Raw genomic sequence first — 16,119 nt, 5'->3', positions numbered from 1 at the left:
GGCTGAGGAATCTGCACCATGAACAACCAGCGCCTGGTCATACTGCTGCTCCTGATCGCGTATATTTTTTCACCCACCCTGTTCAGTTGGATAATCAATCCCGAAGGCGCCTGGTTTCGGCCCTACATTGTCTGGGTGCTGGTCATTATTATCGCCTACGTAGTGCAAGCGCGCCGAAAGAGACCCCATGACTTTTGAGCTCACCCATGTAGCGCTAATCTGCGTTAGCTATCTATTGGTGATCTTTGGCGTAGCCTGGATCACTGAGCGCGGCTGGGTGCCCAAGGCCATCACTCAGCACCCGCTCACCTATATCCTTTCCCTGGGGATTTTCGCCAGTGCCTGGGCTTTCTACGGGGTCATCGATCTGGCCTTCCAGTTCGGCTACGGCGCCCTGGCCTATTACCTGGGCACGGGTGCCCTGTTCTTGTTCGCGCCTGTGGCCCTGGCGCCTTTGGCGGAGCTGGCTCGCCGCCACCAGGTACACTCCCTGGCGGACCTGTTGGTTTTCCGCTACCACAGCCACGGTGCGGGTGCTCTAACCACGCTATGCATGCTGCTGGGCATTCTGCCCCTGATGGCCCTGCAAATTCAGGCCATCGCCGACACCATGTACATTCTTACGGTCAGCCGGAATCCCACGCTACCCGTAGTGGGTACCGGCTTTACCTTCAAAGACCTGATGGCCATGGCCTACTGTGCGGTGTTGGCCTTGTTCACCATCCTGTTCGGCTCCAACCGGGAGCAGCACCGGGGCTTGGTGACCGCCATGGCCTTCGAATCCCTGATCAAGGTCTTCGCTCTGTGCGCTATTGGCCTCCTGGCCGTATACGGCGTGTTTGACGGCCTGCAGGGGCTGGATAACTGGCTGCTGCAGAACCCGGAAAACCTGGCGCTGCTGCACGCCCCAATTCAGGATGGCAGCACCCACACTTTGCTGCTGGTGTTCGTCGCCACCGCCGTGACCATGCCGCACATTTTCCATATGGGTGTGGCGGAAAACCCCATGATGCGCAATACCCACACAGTGACGTGGGCCTTCCCGCTGTTTCTGCTGTTTATGGCTCTGCCCGTATTCCCAATCTTGTGGGCCGGGTTTGAGCTGTCTGTGCCCTTGCCGGCCCAGTATTTCACCTTGGGCGTACCCATTATGGCCGGTTCACCCGGCTTGACGGTATTGGCCTTTCTCGGCGGTCTGTCAGCGGCCACCGGGGCCATGGTGGTGATTACACTGGCCTTGTCCACCATGGTGATGAACCACTGGATTCTGCCCGCCCAGCGGCTGCGCAGCCGCGACAACATCTACCTGCAACTGCTGTGGCTGCGCCGCCTGCTGATTGCCGCCATCTTCGTGGGCGGTTACCTGTTCTACTGGTTACTGGACAATCGCCAGAGCCTGACCAACCTGGCTCTGCTGGCGTTTATTGAAACCCTGCAATTCCTGCCAGGAATGTTCGCCATTATCTTCTGGCCCAAGGGCAACCGGCGCGGGCTGATTGCCGGGCTAACCGCAGGCACCTTAATCTGGTTCGTGGGTCTGCTGCTGCCGGTGTTCACCGGTGTTAGCGGCTTTGCGGTACCCGGCACCAGTTTCACCATCCCACTGGGTATACAATTCTGGAGCGGGGTGACCCTGCTCTCTTTGGGAGCCAACACGGCTATTTTTATTGGTGTTTCCCTGCTCAGCCGGCAAACCGAGGAAGAGCACTACAGTGCGGAGCTGTGTGCGGCGGACGAGCTAAGCCAGCCAGTACGCCAATCCCTGGATGTGCACAGCGCCGTCGAATTCAAAACCCGTCTGGCCAAATCCCTGGGCAAGGTCACCGCCAGCCGCGAGGTGGATGTGGCCCTGGCGGAGTTGAATCTGCGCATTACCGAGCGCCGCCCTTACGCATTGCGACGCTTGCGCGATCAGATTGAAGCTAACTTGTCCGGGCTAATGGGCATTCACGTAGCCGGTGAGATCATGGACCGGCACCTGCCCTACACCATGGCCGAGCGCCGGGATACATTGGATATCAACCTGATCGAAAATCGCCTGTCCGAGTACCGGGATCACCTAACGGGCATGGCGGCAGAGCTGAATAACCTGCGCCTGTACCACCGCAAGACCCTGGAGGAGCTGCCCATGGCGGTGTGCTCCCTGGGCCGGGATGGTGAGATTTTGATGTGGAACCGGGCCATGGAAATACTCACCCGTATTCCCAGCGACGACATCACGGGCTCGCGGCTGCAGGATCTGGACGAACCCTGGCGGGGCCTGTTGCTGGATTTCAGCCACAACAGCCAGCCCCACTACTACCGGCAGCAAATTGAGCTGGAAGGCCGGCCCCACTGGATCAGCCTGCACAAGGCAAACATTGAGGGCAACATCAACGCTGAAGAATACGATCAGGTGATCCTGCTGGAAGACGTAACTGAAACCCAGTTGCTGGAGCAGGAACTGATCCACAGTGAACGCCTGGCCTCAGTCGGCCGTCTGGCGGCGGGCGTGGCCCACGAAATCGGCAACCCCATCACCGGCATCGCATGTCTGGCCCAAAACCTGCGCTACGAGTCGGAAAACTCGGAAATTCTGGAAACTGCGGACCAGATTCTCAGTCAAACCGACCGCGTCAGCCGTATTGTGCAATCCCTAGTGAGTTTCTCCCACAGCGGGCAGAACAAGAAGACCGAGTTTGAAGCGGTCAAGCTACGCGAATGCGCGGAGGAGGCCATCCAACTGCTGTCCTTGCAGAAGGACAAAAACGAGGTAATCTTCCACAACAATATCGCTCGCAACGCCATAGTGGCGGGCGATAGCCAGCACATCATTCAGGTATTCATCAATCTGTTGTCCAATGCCCGGGATGCCAGCCCACCCCAAGGTCGTGTTATGCTGGACAGCAGCGAGGACGAATACAGCATTATGTTCTCGGTAACCGATGAAGGTAGCGGTATCCCTCCCGACAAGATGGACCAGATTCTGGAACCGTTTTTTACCACCAAAGATCCCGGGGAAGGCACCGGTCTTGGGCTGGCAATGGTATACAGTATTATCGAAGACCACGGCGGCAACCTGGAAATCGTGAGCCCGGTGGACAAAGTGAATCTTCGTGGCGCACAATTCTCCATCAAGCTGCCGCGCCATATTGAATCGATGCTGTAAAGCTCAGTAATATTTGAGGCTTGGCAGCCGCCGATCCCAGACCGAGAGGCGATGACACAAAGTTATGAGCAAAATCTTAATCGTTGAAGACGAAACCATCATCCGCACGGCGTTGCGCAAGCTACTGGAGCGCAACAAGTACGAGGTGTCTGAGGCGCCCTCCGTCAGGGAGGCCACCAGCAAGTTCGAACTGTCCGAGTTTGAACTGATCATCAGCGATTTACGCCTGCCGGGCGCACCGGGTACGGACTTAATCAAGCTGGCCGGCGAAGTGCCAGTGCTGATCATGACCAGCTACGCCAGCCTACGCTCCGCTGTCGATTCCATGCGCATGGGCGCCGTGGATTACATCGCCAAGCCCTTTGATCACGACGAAATGGTCACCGCCGTCAAACGAGTGATCGGTAAAGCCAGCGCCGCTCACCGCCAAAAACACAGCTCCACCACCGCCAGCCACGCCATTGCCGGCATGATCGGCAGCAGCGACGTTATGCACGCGCTGTACAACCGCATTCACAAAGTCGCGCCCACCAAGGCCACGGTGCTTATCCACGGCGAAACCGGCACCGGTAAAGAGCTGGTAGCCCGCGCGCTGCACGAAGAGAGCCCGCGCAGCGGCAAGCCCATGATTTCCGTCAACTGCGCCGCCATTCCAGAAACCCTGATTGAGTCGGAGCTGTTTGGACACGAAAAGGGCGCCTTCACCGGCGCCGCCAGCATGCGCGAGGGCCTGGTGGCCGCCGCCGATGGTAGCACCCTGTTTCTGGATGAGATTGGCGAATTGCCCCTGGAAGCCCAGGCACGCCTGTTAAGGGTGTTGCAGGAAGGCGAGGTTCGGCCCATTGGCTCGGTGGAGTCGCGCAAGGTGGACGTGCGGCTGGTAGCGGCCACCCACCGGGATCTGCGCAAGCTGGCAAGGGAGAACAAGTTCCGGGAGGATCTCTACTTCCGGATCAACGTGGTACAGCTGGAGCTGCCGCCACTGCGCGAGCGCGGCCGGGACATTATCTCCCTAGCGGAAAGCCTACTGCAGCGCTTTTGTAGCGAAATGTCCAAGCCTGGCCTGCGTCTGTCTCCCGAAGCCATTCAGGCCATTACCACCTATACCTGGCCCGGTAACGTCCGGGAACTGGAAAACGCCATTCAGCGTGCGGTCATTCTGTGCGAGGACAACGCCGAAATCAGCCACGACCTGCTGGCCATCGACCTGGATCTAGTGCCGTTTGAGTCCGAGACGGATGAAAACGAAGCCACCTACGGCCATCACAGAGCCGCCGGAGGCCGCTCGGCCGCCCAAGACCCCAGCGAAGATCTATCCCTGGAAGATTACTTTCAGCGTTTCGTCCTGGAGCACCAGGACACCATGAGCGAGACGGAGCTGGCTCGTAAGCTGGGCGTCAGCCGCAAGTGCCTGTGGGAGCGCCGTCAGCGCCTGGGCATCCCGCGCACCAAGAGCACGACCCCCGCAGCCGCCAGCAAATAGCCTCTTTTTATCCATATTTGTTACCCAAAACCCCATCCCCTCGCGCCTGTATCGCTGATTTCTAGCGACAGGCGCCATCTTGCCGTGTCATGCGCCAAAAAGCGTTACCCGCCTCCACTTGCGAGGCAAGGTGTTACCTCAACCAACTTCAGTAACAATCTTTCGGGAATTTTGTAACGGATCGAAATAGCAAAACTTAATAAGTAGTCAGACGAAAAAGTTAAACCATTGATTTATAAGGAAAAACAAGACTTGGCATAGGAAGTGCTCTTAGAACGGAGAATAACAACAACAAACAATAAAAAAAGTTCCTACTAACAACAATAAACAATAAAAATTGGCAAATAGAATAACAACAAGAAACAATAACAAAGCAGAAACAGAAACTGCTAGCGCAAGAAAAAAGAATGATAAAACAAAATAACAAGCGGAAAGACTGACTAACACTGGAGCGGGATTGCAGGCAAGCAAACTGTTTAGGGGCATGGAAGCGCACCCCTTTGCTGCTGCGAAAAGCGGGACAAAATGAGACCACTCCCATGGGAAAGCTGAGGCTTTCCCTTTTGCTTTCTGGCCCCTTCGTTTGTTAACCCCAAACCCCCACGCCTTCTGCGGCTGACGCCCTGTCCACACGTCTGGGCTCGTGCTAAACTTCCGCCCTATTTCTCCCGGAACCCGCAGGATCGTTCCCCAGACAACGAACTAACTAACATGCCGTATTACACATGCTGAAAAGGCTTCTAAACTTCCTGTCATCTCGCCCGGACGCGACCCCACTTCATACTCCAGTGATCGTATCCCGCGACCAGCACCCCATCTCCCGCAAGAACATCAGTTCCGGCGCTCTGCGGATTATGCGGCAACTGGACGAAGCCGGCTTCCCGGCATTTTTGGTCGGCGGTGGCGTACGCGACCTGCTTCTGGGTGGGCACCCCAAAGATTTCGACATCGCCACCAGCGCGCGGCCGGAACAAATCAAGCGGCTGTTTCGCGGCGCTCGCATCATAGGCCGGCGCTTTCAGATCGTGCACGTGCGCATGGGCCGGGAAATCATTGAAGTCACCACCTTCCGCGGCCCTCACGATCAGTCCGTCAACGACGACGGCATGCTGCTGCGGGACAACGTGTACGGCACAGTGGAAACCGATGCTGTGCGGCGGGACTTTACCGTCAACGCGCTCTATTACACCCTGGATGGCTTCGCCATTCACGATTACACCGGTGGCCTCAAAGATCTGGAAAAACGCCAATTACGCATTATTGGTGACCCGGTTGTCCGCTACAAAGAAGACCCGGTGCGCATGCTCCGCGCTGTGCGCTTCGCCGCCAAGCTGGGTTTTACCATTGAAGACGGTACGGCCAAGCCCATTTTCGAATTGGCCCCCCTGCTGCGCAACATCCCCCCCGCGCGGTTGTTTGAGGAAGTGCTCAAGCTGTTTATGAACGGCTCCGCCACCGCCACCTTCTCCCTGCTGCGTGAATATCAGTTGCTGGAGCACCTATTCCCTGCCACGGCTGCGGCCCTGGCAGACGGCGACCAACTGGGCCTGGAGCTGATTGAACAGACCATGGCCAATACCGACAAACGCGTGCGCGCCGGCAAACCCGTCACGCCCGCCTTTATCTACGCCGCTCTGCTCTGGCCTCCCCTGCAAAGTCGGCTGCGCGAGCTGTCCCAGAGCCACACGCCGCTGGAAGCCCATATGCAGGCTACCCATGATGTGATCGGTGCCCAACTCGACCACACGGCCCTTCCCAAGCGCTTTATGATGCCCATGCGGGAAATGTGGGACATGCAGGAGCGACTGACTCAGTTCCATCGGGCTCCACGCCTAGTGGAGCGCGCACGCTTTCGCGCTGCCTACGATTTCTTGATCTTACGGGAAGCCTCCGGCGAGCACCTGGACGGATTGGGCAACTGGTGGACCCGCTATCAGTCCGCTGACGAGGCCGAACGGGAGCGCATGGTGCTAGAAGCACAGAAACAAAAACCGCGCGCGAAAAGGCGCCGGCGCTCCGGGCGGTCAAGATCCAAACCGAACCCACCCTCAACGGGCGAATAGTGGCTATGGTTCAGTCCGAGCAGCGGGCCTACATCGGTTTAGGCAGCAACCTGGACGACCCCCGCCATCAGGTAGAAACCGCCCTGCAAGAGCTAGGGCAACTGCCGAACACGCGGCTGATCGCTGCCTCAGCACTGTATCAAAGCCGCCCCATCGGCCCGCCCCAGCCCGATTTTGTAAACGCCGTCGCCGCCCTGGACACCACCCTGCCGCCCCTGGCCTTGCTGGACCAACTGCAAACACTGGAGCAACGCCACCAGCGCGTCCGGCGTGAGCACTGGGGGCCGCGCACCCTGGATTTGGATCTGCTATTGTACGGCGACAGCATCATCGACCAGCCCCGGCTGCAAGTGCCGCACCCGGAGCTGAGCAAGCGCAACTTCGTGCTCTACCCATTGGCCGAGCTGGCGCCGGACCTGACTCTTCCCTCGGGCACCCCGCTTGCGGCATTATTAACGCACGTCTCCCAGGACGGGCTGCAGCACCTAGCCCCTTAAACCAGTTATTCAGGAGTCACGCGTGGAAGCGGTATTTGAAGAATTACAGCTGGAGGTCACAGGGAACACCCTGCCGCAGTACGTGGCGGTGGAAGGCCCCATTGGGGTAGGCAAAACCACCCTGGCCAAAAACATCGCTCAGTTGTTTAACTACGACATACTGCTGGAGCAACCGGAACAAAACCCGTTTTTGGAACGCTTCTATCAAGACCCCAAATCCACCGCCCTGCCCACCCAGTTGTTCTTTTTGTTTCAACGGGCCAACCAAATACAGCAACTGCGTCAGTCCGATATTTTCGAGCCGGTGCGCGTGGCCGACTTTTTGATGGAAAAAGATCAGTTGTTCGCCCAGGTCACCTTGGACGAGGATGAACTGGCCATCTACCAGCAGGTGTACGACAAAATTACCATCGACGCCCCCGTGCCCGACCTGGTGATCTACCTGCAAGCGCCCGCCAACGTATTGGCCGAGCGTATACGCCAGCGCGGCATCGCTTCAGAGCAGGCCATCAGCCTGGAGTACCTGGAAGCGCTGCACGACGCCTACACTCAGTTTTTCCATTATTACGATTCCTCGCCGCTGTTGATCGTCAACGCCCAGGACCTGGACCTGGCCAACAACCGCGAGCACTTCAAACAACTGGTGGAGTACATACTCACCATTAAGAGCGGCCGTCACTACTACAACCCGTCGGCCATGCTCTGAACCCAATCACGCGCGAGACGACTATGCCCTACGGAAACCACAGCGCTACCGAACTGAACAAAAGCGTCACCATCAACACCCTGCGCAAACTCAAAGGCAGCGGTGAAAAATTTGTGGTGGTGGCACTGTACGACGCCCCCATGGCCGCCATGGCACAAAAGTGCGGCGTAGAAGCGGTACTGGTGGGCGACTCCCTAGGCATGACGGTCTTGGGCTACCAAAGCACCATCCCCGTCACCATGGACCACATGATCTACCACGTGGAAGCCGTAGCGCGGGGCAACCAAAAATCCTTGATCATCGGCGACCTGCCGTTTATGACCTACGCCACCCCCGAAGATGCCCTGCGCAATGCTGCACGCTTAATGCAGGCCGGTGCGCAAATGGTCAAACTCGAAGGCGGCGCCTGGCTGGCCGAAACCATCACCATGCTCGCCGAACGCGGCATACCCGTTTGCGCTCACCTGGGCCTAACGCCACAATCCGTCAATAAATTCGGCGGCTTCCGCGTCCAGGGCCGCGACCCGGCCAACGCCGACAAAATTCACGCCGACGCCCAAACACTCGCCAACGCCGGTGCCGACCTGCTGGTTCTGGAATGTGTTCCTTCAGCGTTGGCCAAACGCATCACCGCCGACATCCCCATCCCCACCATCGGCATAGGCGCCGGCTTGGATAACGATGCTCAAGTATTGGTGATCAACGACATTCTTGGCCTGACCGAACAACCGCCCAAGTTCTCAAAAAACTTTCTCACCGAAGCCGGCGATATCCCCGGCGCGATGAAAAAGTATGTGGCGGATGTGAAGAGCGGCCAATTCCCCGGGCCGGAACACGTGTTCGAGTAAGTACATGAAATGGAGGCCAAGGGCGGAACAAAGCAACCGAGGCTTCGACGTGAACATCGCCCGCTAGGCGCAGCCGTAATAAGGAGCAGGAGGACCGCGATGAAAAAACACGGCAAAACCCGTAAAGACGACACGCCCCTGGCGGGGTTGTGTTTTGCCCTGGCCATTACCCTGGGTTTGGTCGGCTTGTACAGTCTGACAACCTTTAGCCAGTACCTGGTCGTACCTTTTGTCGGCGCGGCACTGGTTTTTGTGGTGGTCGGTCGTCAGCAGCTAAGTAAATACCGTCTTGCCCCCGAGCGTTTCAAGATCCGCCTGCGCAACCTGTCAATCGCAGTTGTGGTAGCGACTCTGGCCGCGTTGGTATGGGCCAATCTTTGACGCGTCTTCAATAGGCAAGACTGCCCAAAACCAACCTACAGCGGGAGGGTAGTCTGACAAGCCCCCGTTAGGGACAGGGACAAGGGTTAAAGCTTCTCGTTAATTCAGCAAAATTTACAAAGTGGAGCCAGGTTTCTGGTGCCCCAGCGAACGAGGCGGGAGTATTCAACCCCCGCCTCGCCATGCTCACACCGGGCTGCGCCCCGAGGGCGGCACCGGGCTTTGAGAACGATGCTCCTCAGAGCGAGCCGACTGTCCTGTTTGTACCTGCTGAGATTGGTCGCTTGTGGAAGCCTGTTGGCTTTCCTGGGCGGGGTGCTCCTGTGACGACCGCTCGGGGCTCGAAGCGGCGGCGCCTTGCTCTTGACCTTCTTCCATTTTTTGCTGAGCTTTTCTTTCAAGCTCTTCCGTTGTTTTCTCGCTGGTTGGGCCGACCATTTCATCTTCTACGGAACTGGCGGGCAGCATAGCCCCAATGGCCGCACCGGCAGCTACGGCAAGCGCACCCATAAACAGGGGCTGCTCCCGAAGCAAGTCGTTATAGCTTTGCTGCGCCGCGTGAACACCTTGACGGGCATTTTCCGTCGACTGGTGAAGGGTTTCGCTCATCTGTTCCTTCAGGTGACCGGCCTGCTCTTTCGCTTCACCTACGCCTACGCCGGTATGACCCGCCGAGGCAGGTGGTTGTTTAGAGGAGGCCATCAGCCAGGCCAAGCCGCAACCCGTTAGTACCGCAGGCACGGGATTGTTCTGCACCTGACTCACCAGGTTTCGTGTGAAGGCGCTGTCGCCGCCATTTTTGAACCGATCCAAGGCATGATTGATCAGCTCTCCGGGTGACAGCTGGTTCATCAGTTGATCGATGGTTTTCTCCATATCCTCCCGTACGTCGTTAGCTTCACGCTCGAGGTCTTCAGGCCTTTTCGAGAAATCCTCTCTTAGGTTATCTTTCGAAGTGCTCATTGTACTGACCTCCTAACCATTTCTTGATCTTTGCGCAGATCTTCTATTGTTCGTTCAGGCTTAAAGCTGGAAGCTTCGAATTTTTTCTTGCCCGATAGGAGCATAATGACACCCACTAAAGTGACGACGCCGCCGACAATAAGCGCAGCAGCCCAGGCGGGCATTACCTGCGCCAGCCCCAATGTGCACGCCGCCAGCAACACAATAAATCCAGAATTCAAAACCACCGCGCCACTGAGCATGCTTGCCGCGCCTTTCTTAGTATCGTTAACCGACTGGGAGACTTCCGATCCCGCCAGTGCCAACTCTTTGCGAACCAAAATGGCCATATCATCGACCAGGTGCCTAACCAAGCCGAAAAATCGTGCCTTTTCTTCATGTTGGGGTGAGTCCTCCGGTGCGGTATAGGCAGTTCTCAGTTTCGGCTGTTCTTTCTGAGCTGATTCAGCCATGTCGATCTCCTCTTGTAGGTTAAAGAGCGGGTCCCACTAATGATCAGTCTCGCTGGATTGTGGGTACGGCTCTTGTGTACTGGAAGATGCTTTACGGGAAGTCTCTGGGGAAGCCTTAAAAAAACGGCTGAGTATCAGGCCGGCGCCCAATCCTCCCAGTAAAAAGGTATTAGGGCTCCGGCGGGCCAGTTGAACGACATCCTGTATCAGTTCGTCCGCGCTGCGGCCCTCCAATCGGTTTGCCAGGCTTCACAGGTTCTTGGCGATTGACGAGGTTGTATCGGCCATGCTCGTCTGGCCCTGCTCACTAAAACTGGACGCGGCCTGATTGAGCGCCTCCGCGCTTTGACTGGCAGTTTTTGAGATCGCGTCCTTACTTCGCTCGGCCCCTGCGGTCGCCTGATCGCGCGCCGTCTCCTTGGCTTTCTCTTGGAACTGTTCCGCACTTCTCTGGGACGAACGACTTGCATCTCCATTTCCGGTTCTTTCGTTGGGGTTAGGTGTTTGCATGGTACCTCTCCCTTTTCGTTGCAACGTTAATGTCGGCCAGAACTTGGCGGTCTTCCGCATGAGCATCCCCGAAAGCCGTGGCCACATGGCCGGCGCCTGAAGAGGCTCTCGCAACACTTATGCCATTGAAGCTTTCATGAGCCAATGTGGAGTTTGGGGAATTAAAAAGGGAGGGCAGTGAACGAATTATTGCGTCCAACGGGTAAAATTTTCCACAAGCGGGTAAATAATTCTTGAAATTTCTTCGCTCAGACGCGCCTTTCATCGTCGCTGCTAATATCGGCGCCTCCTGACCGAGCAACCGTCCACGTTTTCAAACAACTTCCTCACCGAAGCCGGTGATATCCCCGGCGCGATGAAAAAGTATGTGGCGGATGTGAAGAGTGGGGTGTTTCCGGAGGAGGAGCATATATTTGAGTAGGGGCATTGGAACGACGGTGAAAAACCTTTCGCGCTTCGAGCCGTACGCAGTGCAGGTCAGCGGCCACCTGCTGGTTGTCGACACCACAATAGCTGTAGCTGATACCTGCCTCGTCAAGCTGCCCGCGTGCTCTTCTTGTGTAGCCCACTATCGCGGACACAGACAAGTCTGCCTACCCCTTTTCACGTATATTTAGTACAAAACGTTAACGCAACAAATCTCCTCAAGAACGAGTCACAAGACACCGAAATACTGCGGGCATGATACATAGGAAATACTATTATTCATGTTCTATTTCATTCTCAAATAAATATTCCAGAACAAATATGTCAAAGGAGTTAGTAAAACAAAAAACATTTTTAAACCAACCAAAAAACTAATTCCGGTTTTTTCGATAACCGAATATCCAGGCCGCCTGGAATCGTAATGGACAACGACAACCTGACCTTTCTCATACTTGCTTAAGGTTTCCTTCACTCGCTGAGAAAAGTCGTGGCCAGAAACGACTCGTGAAATAAATAGATCATCCCCGACATAGTAAGAGTATAGAATGCTATAGGTGGCAGGCGCGCCAATCGCTCCACGATTGAAACTAGAAATCTCAATAGTTCCGCGGACTTCGGAATCAAAATTTGATATCAAATTAACCCAAAATACTCTAGGCGCTCCATGACTCTCGAAAGCTGCTAAAAGCAAAAGTAGCATAAACAAGGCTTTAAATACGATTCTAACAAACGTCAACTTTTTGCCTCCGGTCAAATAAGCCCACTACATACGCAGGCCAGGAAGTAATTACCCCGAGAGCACAGCCCATATCCCCCCTTTACGCCACCTTTGAGTGCCTGACTATTCGCCCCTCCATAAAATGAATTAGATAAACCAAACTCTTTGATTGACATTAAGCGATCTATTAGTGAATGACCGTCTAGCGGTCTTTCTATCCCGTCTCGCGTTGCTAGCATAGGGGGTCTGACCATACTCTGATCCTATCGAATTACCAGTAGAAGGCACTCACTGTAGTGGCATAGTGAATTTGGCCACCTAATTGGAGGTGATATCATCACCTCACCAACAACATAGGGTGACCAATGGACAAACGTACTAGACCAGTGCAAGACTGTCGTTCCTCTGAACCTTACCTTACTACTTTATTTTTCCAAAGGCGTACGCTAAAAAGATGCTTCCCAACACAACTATGCCAACAAATGGTACAAAGCCACGTCCTCCATCAGGTGAAATCGATGAAGATACTCCCAGGAAAATCAAAAATAAACCTAGGATAAACGCTACCGACTTCTTAACCTGCATCATTCCCCCCAAGCTAGATCTTCAGCTACGGAGTCGTCTGAAATCTTCGCTTCTTTCGAACACCCCGTCTGAAAGAATATAAAAAGCGCGATCACTATTGAAATCCACCTACAATACATTTCACCAGCTCCTAACTTCTAGCGTTCACTGCACGGAATATCGCTTAGTCATGAGAGTTTCCTACCCTTTTCCCTTACTTGACTTATAAGCAGAGAGATTAGCGATGCATTCATTTACAGTTTTTCTGCTATCGGCAACATTCAACGACAGCCTTATCACCAAAGACCCAAGACTGCTACAAGCAGTCTCTAAGCAGGATTCAAATTCATTTGTTACTGAAATGTGCCGGGATACTGAAAAATGTATGCTCGGAACATCACAACCAAGCTCCCCAATCTCCCGAAACCTCCCGTCAAACAATAGCGATTCTAATGCACTACTAACCTCGATTGCAGATTTCTTATCCCACTCAATATCATTCGAAAAATTATCATCATTTTTTATTTCGTTAAGAACTCTTCTTTCACTTCGAAAACTATTTATATTATTCAGGTTATCGATGATGTGGCGACGGTTCATTGCCGATCGATAATTAACAAGTGCATCAAGAAACTCATCGACAACAAGCACTTCATATGACTGCGATGAAAAAGGTAGTAAGAACACAAAAATTAGAATAGCTCTGACGCTAGACATAACGTAAACTCGAATATTAAATACGAAATAGAAAGTGGCTAGAAAATTTCATTTAACCAACAATCCACCAGAAGAAAAAAGGGGACAGATTTATTTTTTTGTCCACCACAATATTTCCTCGACCTAAACTCGACTCGCCCTCAGCCTGCTAGTATGTGCGGCATTGACAGGCCGCTTCAGCCGCCTTTCGCCCGCACATTACCTCGCCCTTACCCGCCATCATTGATTCGGCTTAAACATTAGTATTCTTTTGTTAACTTAAACCTATACAAAGCAAATTTTGAAAAAATTATCAAGTTACAAAGAACCATGATATACACAGAAAACATACTCAGGCGAGCTTCCACTCGGCAGACCTCCAATGACAACAAGCCTTTCAGATCGCAATCAAAGTAATGAACTTCTCTAAACACGGTAAGAGTAGAAACAACAACCAGAGAAACCAGCAATGTTATTAGGAAATTTTTTTGTACATTTTTCTCCTGGTAGAAAAAACAATACTATTACCAATATCAACAATGAAGGAATTAGAGTTCTCATTTATTCACCATACACTAAGGTCATTCATTGGGCTGATTCACTCAGCGTGGATGGAAAGAAGAAGGGAAGCTCACAAGAGGTAGAGATCGAAAGGCGGCTTACAGGCCGATGGAGGCTGCAGGCGGTCGCAGCCTGGACCACGGCTACAAGACCTGTTGCCAGGTTAGAAAGGAGCGTAGGCAGACGAAATATGACGCGTGACAGCTTCTTTAGAAGGCTTCCCTGATCGAACATATTTACCTTTATTCTTGTATTTACTTCCTTAGTGGTTCCACCTGTCGCCGAAGGGCTGCATTAGAGCACCAAGGCTAAAGGAGGTGTCTTATTGAATTTAACGCCATATTCTGACTTCGTCAACTTTTGAACATGAGTAGTGTGAGCTAGCTAACCCTCCCTGCGACAGAAGGGGCGCCTGGAAAGTCGTCTCGGCGGTAGTGCTAATAGGTTCTTAGTTGAGTTTCAGAAGAAGTTGGTAGGTGTCTCGCGTAAGGTGAACAGGGTGTGAGGTGAACAAGCTTGTGGCGTACTGAGTATCACCAAAACATCGGACTCGCGGTATCGCATCGTGTAGTGCGAGTAGGAGTACCGCGAGACCGGCGTTTTTAGTGTGTTTCATTTGCTGGCTTTACCGGCCCTTTTTTCCAGACATCATCATGAACTTGGAGAAGTCTTTGCCCTCAGCCCATTCGCCAATGTTTTCTTGGAACTGCTGGTACTCTTCTTCCGTTAGAACAACCTTCAGCTGTTCGATCTGACCCTGGATGAAGGCGGGAATTTCTTCTTTTTGGCCATCCATCGCCAGATCTTTCACTTGAGTGAAGCCTTTGAGTATTTGTTCCGCTTCGTACGCGCGGGCTTCATCTAGGTCGAGGTTGGTCAAAAACTTATTGGCGCCCTCGCAATCCGCTTTGTTGCCAGCGTAGGCCAGGCTGCTGATACCGACGAGTACTGCACAAACAAAAATTAGCTTTTTCATAATTACTTCCTCAGTTCCGTGTGTGATTGTGTGGTGTCCCTCTCACCGTGATCGGTGTACGCCAGGGACAAGGTTAAGGTAACCAAACACTGAGGAAGGAACGTGGCGGGATTGTGAAAGGAAAGTGCAAGTTGTTTGAATGACTAGTGCATGACCATTCAGCGCTCACCGGGAATCGTCACTAATGGGAGTAAAAAAGTTGTGACTGCTAAGCCGACTCTACCCGGTTGCGGCCATTAGACTTGGCCATATAGAGGGCTCTATCACTGGCTTCGAGTAACGTTTGTCCTGGCAAGTTATCCTCGTTTTCGAAGGCATCACTGCCGCTCACTCCGATGCTGATGGTGATGGTGGTTGAAGCGGGCCCAGCGTTGGCCTTGAAGTCAAGCGCCGCAACCTCTTGCCGGATGCGCTCAGCCAATACCATGGCGCCGTCAGTAGTTGTATCACGGAGGATCATGCAGAACTCTTCTCCGCCATAACGACAGGTAATGTCGCTTTCCCGGGATAGGCGGTTGAGGACTTGTGCGACCCGCTGTATCACACGATCCCCGAAAGGGTGTCCGTAAGTATCGTTCAACGGTTTGAAATGATCGATATCGAGCATAAGTAACGACACGGGGCGACCTTTGCGATGCAGCAACGAAACTTCCGAGGACAGTTGCTCGTCGAGATAGCCCCTATCCCACAATCCGGTCAGAGCATCAATATGTGCTTTTGTGGTCAGTAGATCGTGATAGCGTTTAGTTCGAAGCGCAGCACCTACACGTGCCTTGAGCTCAATACTGTCAAACGGCTTGGTCACGTAATCCACGGCACCAAGATCAAAGGCCTTGACCTTGGTATTCACATCCAGTGTACCGGTCAGAAAAACTACCGGTATGTGCTTTAGTGTTTCCTCCTCTTTAAGTATTTGGCACAGCGTCAAGCCGTCGGTGCCCGGCATATCGAGATCCAACAGGAATAAATCCGGGGGCTCGTGGCGCGCTGTAGCCAGCGCTTCATCTGCACCATAAGCATGCAGCAGACTCAGTTGTTCGGACTTTAGGCGTACACTGACGAGCTGATGGATATCATCGGAATCATCGACCACCAGAACGGATTGGCGTTCGGCATCTCCCAACATT

At 53.9% G+C, this 16,119-nt stretch carries 15 protein-coding genes and 1 pseudogene; 9 read left to right on the top strand and 7 right to left on the bottom strand.

The genetic code is table 11. The features are described from left to right. The first annotated feature begins 18 nt into the window (after positions 1–18). The 8 genes from RBH33_RS13240 (at position 19) to RBH33_RS13205 (ending at position 9,126) form a co-directional block, all read left to right on the top strand. Positions 19–198, top strand: coding sequence for a hypothetical protein (locus tag RBH33_RS13240; RefSeq protein ID WP_306732681.1), 180 nt, complete (start codon positions 19–21; stop codon positions 196–198). Continuing rightward, on the top strand, positions 188–3,148 hold the full coding sequence (locus RBH33_RS13235; protein WP_306732680.1) for an ATP-binding protein: 2,961 nt from the start codon (positions 188–190) through the stop codon (positions 3,146–3,148). The genes RBH33_RS13240 and RBH33_RS13235 overlap by 11 nt, the downstream gene beginning before the upstream one ends. Positions 3,149–3,212: 64 nt before the next feature. Next, positions 3,213–4,631 (top strand): sigma-54-dependent transcriptional regulator, encoded by a 1,419-nt coding sequence (locus tag RBH33_RS13230; RefSeq protein ID WP_306732679.1) that lies wholly within the window; start codon positions 3,213–3,215, stop codon positions 4,629–4,631. Positions 4,632–5,356: 725 nt separating this feature from the next. Continuing rightward, on the top strand, positions 5,357–6,694 hold the full coding sequence (pcnB, locus tag RBH33_RS13225; RefSeq protein WP_306732678.1) for a polynucleotide adenylyltransferase PcnB: 1,338 nt from the start codon (positions 5,357–5,359) through the stop codon (positions 6,692–6,694). Positions 6,695–6,699: 5 nt separating this feature from the next. Continuing rightward, positions 6,700–7,191 (top strand): 2-amino-4-hydroxy-6-hydroxymethyldihydropteridine diphosphokinase, encoded by a 492-nt coding sequence (folK, locus tag RBH33_RS13220; protein ID WP_306732677.1) that lies wholly within the window; start codon positions 6,700–6,702, stop codon positions 7,189–7,191. A gap of 22 nt (positions 7,192–7,213) precedes the next feature. Next, a complete protein-coding gene (locus RBH33_RS13215; protein WP_306732676.1) occupies positions 7,214–7,897 on the top strand; it encodes a deoxynucleoside kinase in 684 nt (227 codons plus the stop codon). Positions 7,898–7,920: 23 nt separating this feature from the next. Further along, complete coding sequence (gene panB, locus RBH33_RS13210) at positions 7,921–8,745, top strand: 3-methyl-2-oxobutanoate hydroxymethyltransferase (protein ID WP_306732675.1); 825 nt, start codon at positions 7,921–7,923, stop codon at positions 8,743–8,745. A 99-nt stretch (positions 8,746–8,844) separates the two neighbouring features. Beyond that, complete coding sequence (locus tag RBH33_RS13205; RefSeq protein WP_306732674.1) at positions 8,845–9,126, top strand: hypothetical protein; 282 nt, start codon at positions 8,845–8,847, stop codon at positions 9,124–9,126. A gap of 186 nt (positions 9,127–9,312) precedes the next feature. Here the strand turns inward: RBH33_RS13205 and RBH33_RS13200 are convergent, their stop codons facing one another. From RBH33_RS13200 to RBH33_RS13190, 3 genes are all read right to left on the bottom strand, one after another. Then, the gene (locus RBH33_RS13200; RefSeq protein ID WP_306732673.1) at positions 9,313–10,089 is read right to left on the bottom strand and encodes a DUF3618 domain-containing protein; all 777 of its coding nucleotides are present in this window, start codon (positions 10,087–10,089) and stop codon (positions 9,313–9,315) included. Beyond that, entirely contained in the window at positions 10,086–10,541 is a 456-nt protein-coding gene (locus RBH33_RS13195; RefSeq protein ID WP_306732672.1) for a phage holin family protein, read from the bottom strand. Before RBH33_RS13195 ends, RBH33_RS13200 begins: the two co-directional genes overlap by 4 nt. Positions 10,542–10,790: 249 nt before the next feature. Beyond that, positions 10,791–11,051 (bottom strand): hypothetical protein, encoded by a 261-nt coding sequence (locus RBH33_RS13190; protein WP_306732671.1) that lies wholly within the window; start codon positions 11,049–11,051, stop codon positions 10,791–10,793. A 289-nt stretch (positions 11,052–11,340) separates the two neighbouring features. On the opposite strand from RBH33_RS13190, the pseudogene panB (RBH33_RS13185) reads away from it, so the two are divergent. Beyond that, positions 11,341–11,472: pseudogene (gene panB / locus RBH33_RS13185) on the top strand (3-methyl-2-oxobutanoate hydroxymethyltransferase); the annotation flags it as partial. A 291-nt stretch (positions 11,473–11,763) separates the two neighbouring features. Here panB (RBH33_RS13185) and RBH33_RS13180 read toward each other — a convergent pair. The 4 genes from RBH33_RS13180 to RBH33_RS13165 all read right to left on the bottom strand — a co-directional run bounded on the left by RBH33_RS13180 (position 11,764) and on the right by RBH33_RS13165 (position 16,118). Beyond that, positions 11,764–12,213 carry a DUF3592 domain-containing protein gene (locus tag RBH33_RS13180; RefSeq protein WP_306732670.1) on the bottom strand — a complete coding sequence of 150 codons (450 nt, stop codon included), beginning with the start codon at positions 12,211–12,213 and terminating at the stop codon, positions 11,764–11,766. A 747-nt stretch (positions 12,214–12,960) separates the two neighbouring features. Further along, positions 12,961–13,476, bottom strand: coding sequence for a hypothetical protein (locus RBH33_RS13175; protein WP_306732669.1), 516 nt, complete (start codon positions 13,474–13,476; stop codon positions 12,961–12,963). A gap of 1,165 nt (positions 13,477–14,641) precedes the next feature. Next, entirely contained in the window at positions 14,642–14,992 is a 351-nt protein-coding gene (locus tag RBH33_RS13170) for a hypothetical protein (protein WP_306732668.1), read from the bottom strand. Positions 14,993–15,200: 208 nt separating this feature from the next. After that, positions 15,201–16,118 (bottom strand): diguanylate cyclase, encoded by a 918-nt coding sequence (locus RBH33_RS13165; protein ID WP_306732667.1) that lies wholly within the window; start codon positions 16,116–16,118, stop codon positions 15,201–15,203. Between the last annotated feature and the right edge of the window lies 1 nt (position 16,119).

Source organism: Marinimicrobium hydrolyticum (genome assembly GCF_030848505.1).
In the GTDB taxonomy this organism is placed as follows: domain Bacteria; phylum Pseudomonadota; class Gammaproteobacteria; order Pseudomonadales; family Cellvibrionaceae; genus JAVDDU01.
Note: the sequence above shows the minus strand (reverse complement) of the source record. Positions and strands in the feature narration are given on the sequence as shown.

What these genes read in the sequence shown, in the direction of transcription:
- RBH33_RS13240 (WP_306732681.1), top strand. Translation starts at nt 19, where the DNA reads ATGAACAACCAGCGCCTGGTCATACTGCTGCTCCTGATCGCGTATATT.
- RBH33_RS13235 (WP_306732680.1), top strand. Translation starts at nt 188, where the DNA reads ATGACTTTTGAGCTCACCCATGTAGCGCTAATCTGCGTTAGCTATCTA.
- RBH33_RS13230 (WP_306732679.1), top strand. Translation starts at nt 3,213, where the DNA reads ATGAGCAAAATCTTAATCGTTGAAGACGAAACCATCATCCGCACGGCG.
- pcnB (WP_306732678.1), top strand. Translation starts at nt 5,357, where the DNA reads ATGCTGAAAAGGCTTCTAAACTTCCTGTCATCTCGCCCGGACGCGACC.
- folK (WP_306732677.1), top strand. Translation starts at nt 6,700, where the DNA reads ATGGTTCAGTCCGAGCAGCGGGCCTACATCGGTTTAGGCAGCAACCTG.
- panB (WP_306732675.1), top strand. Translation starts at nt 7,921, where the DNA reads ATGCCCTACGGAAACCACAGCGCTACCGAACTGAACAAAAGCGTCACC.
- RBH33_RS13205 (WP_306732674.1), top strand. Translation starts at nt 8,845, where the DNA reads ATGAAAAAACACGGCAAAACCCGTAAAGACGACACGCCCCTGGCGGGG.
- RBH33_RS13200 (WP_306732673.1), bottom strand. Translation starts at nt 10,089, where the DNA reads ATGAGCACTTCGAAAGATAACCTAAGAGAGGATTTCTCGAAAAGGCCT.
- RBH33_RS13195 (WP_306732672.1), bottom strand. Translation starts at nt 10,541, where the DNA reads ATGGCTGAATCAGCTCAGAAAGAACAGCCGAAACTGAGAACTGCCTAT.
- RBH33_RS13190 (WP_306732671.1), bottom strand. Translation starts at nt 11,051, where the DNA reads ATGCAAACACCTAACCCCAACGAAAGAACCGGAAATGGAGATGCAAGT.
- RBH33_RS13175 (WP_306732669.1), bottom strand. Translation starts at nt 13,476, where the DNA reads ATGTCTAGCGTCAGAGCTATTCTAATTTTTGTGTTCTTACTACCTTTT.
- RBH33_RS13170 (WP_306732668.1), bottom strand. Translation starts at nt 14,992, where the DNA reads ATGAAAAAGCTAATTTTTGTTTGTGCAGTACTCGTCGGTATCAGCAGC.
- RBH33_RS13165 (WP_306732667.1), bottom strand. Translation starts at nt 16,118, where the DNA reads ATGTTGGGAGATGCCGAACGCCAATCCGTTCTGGTGGTCGATGATTCC.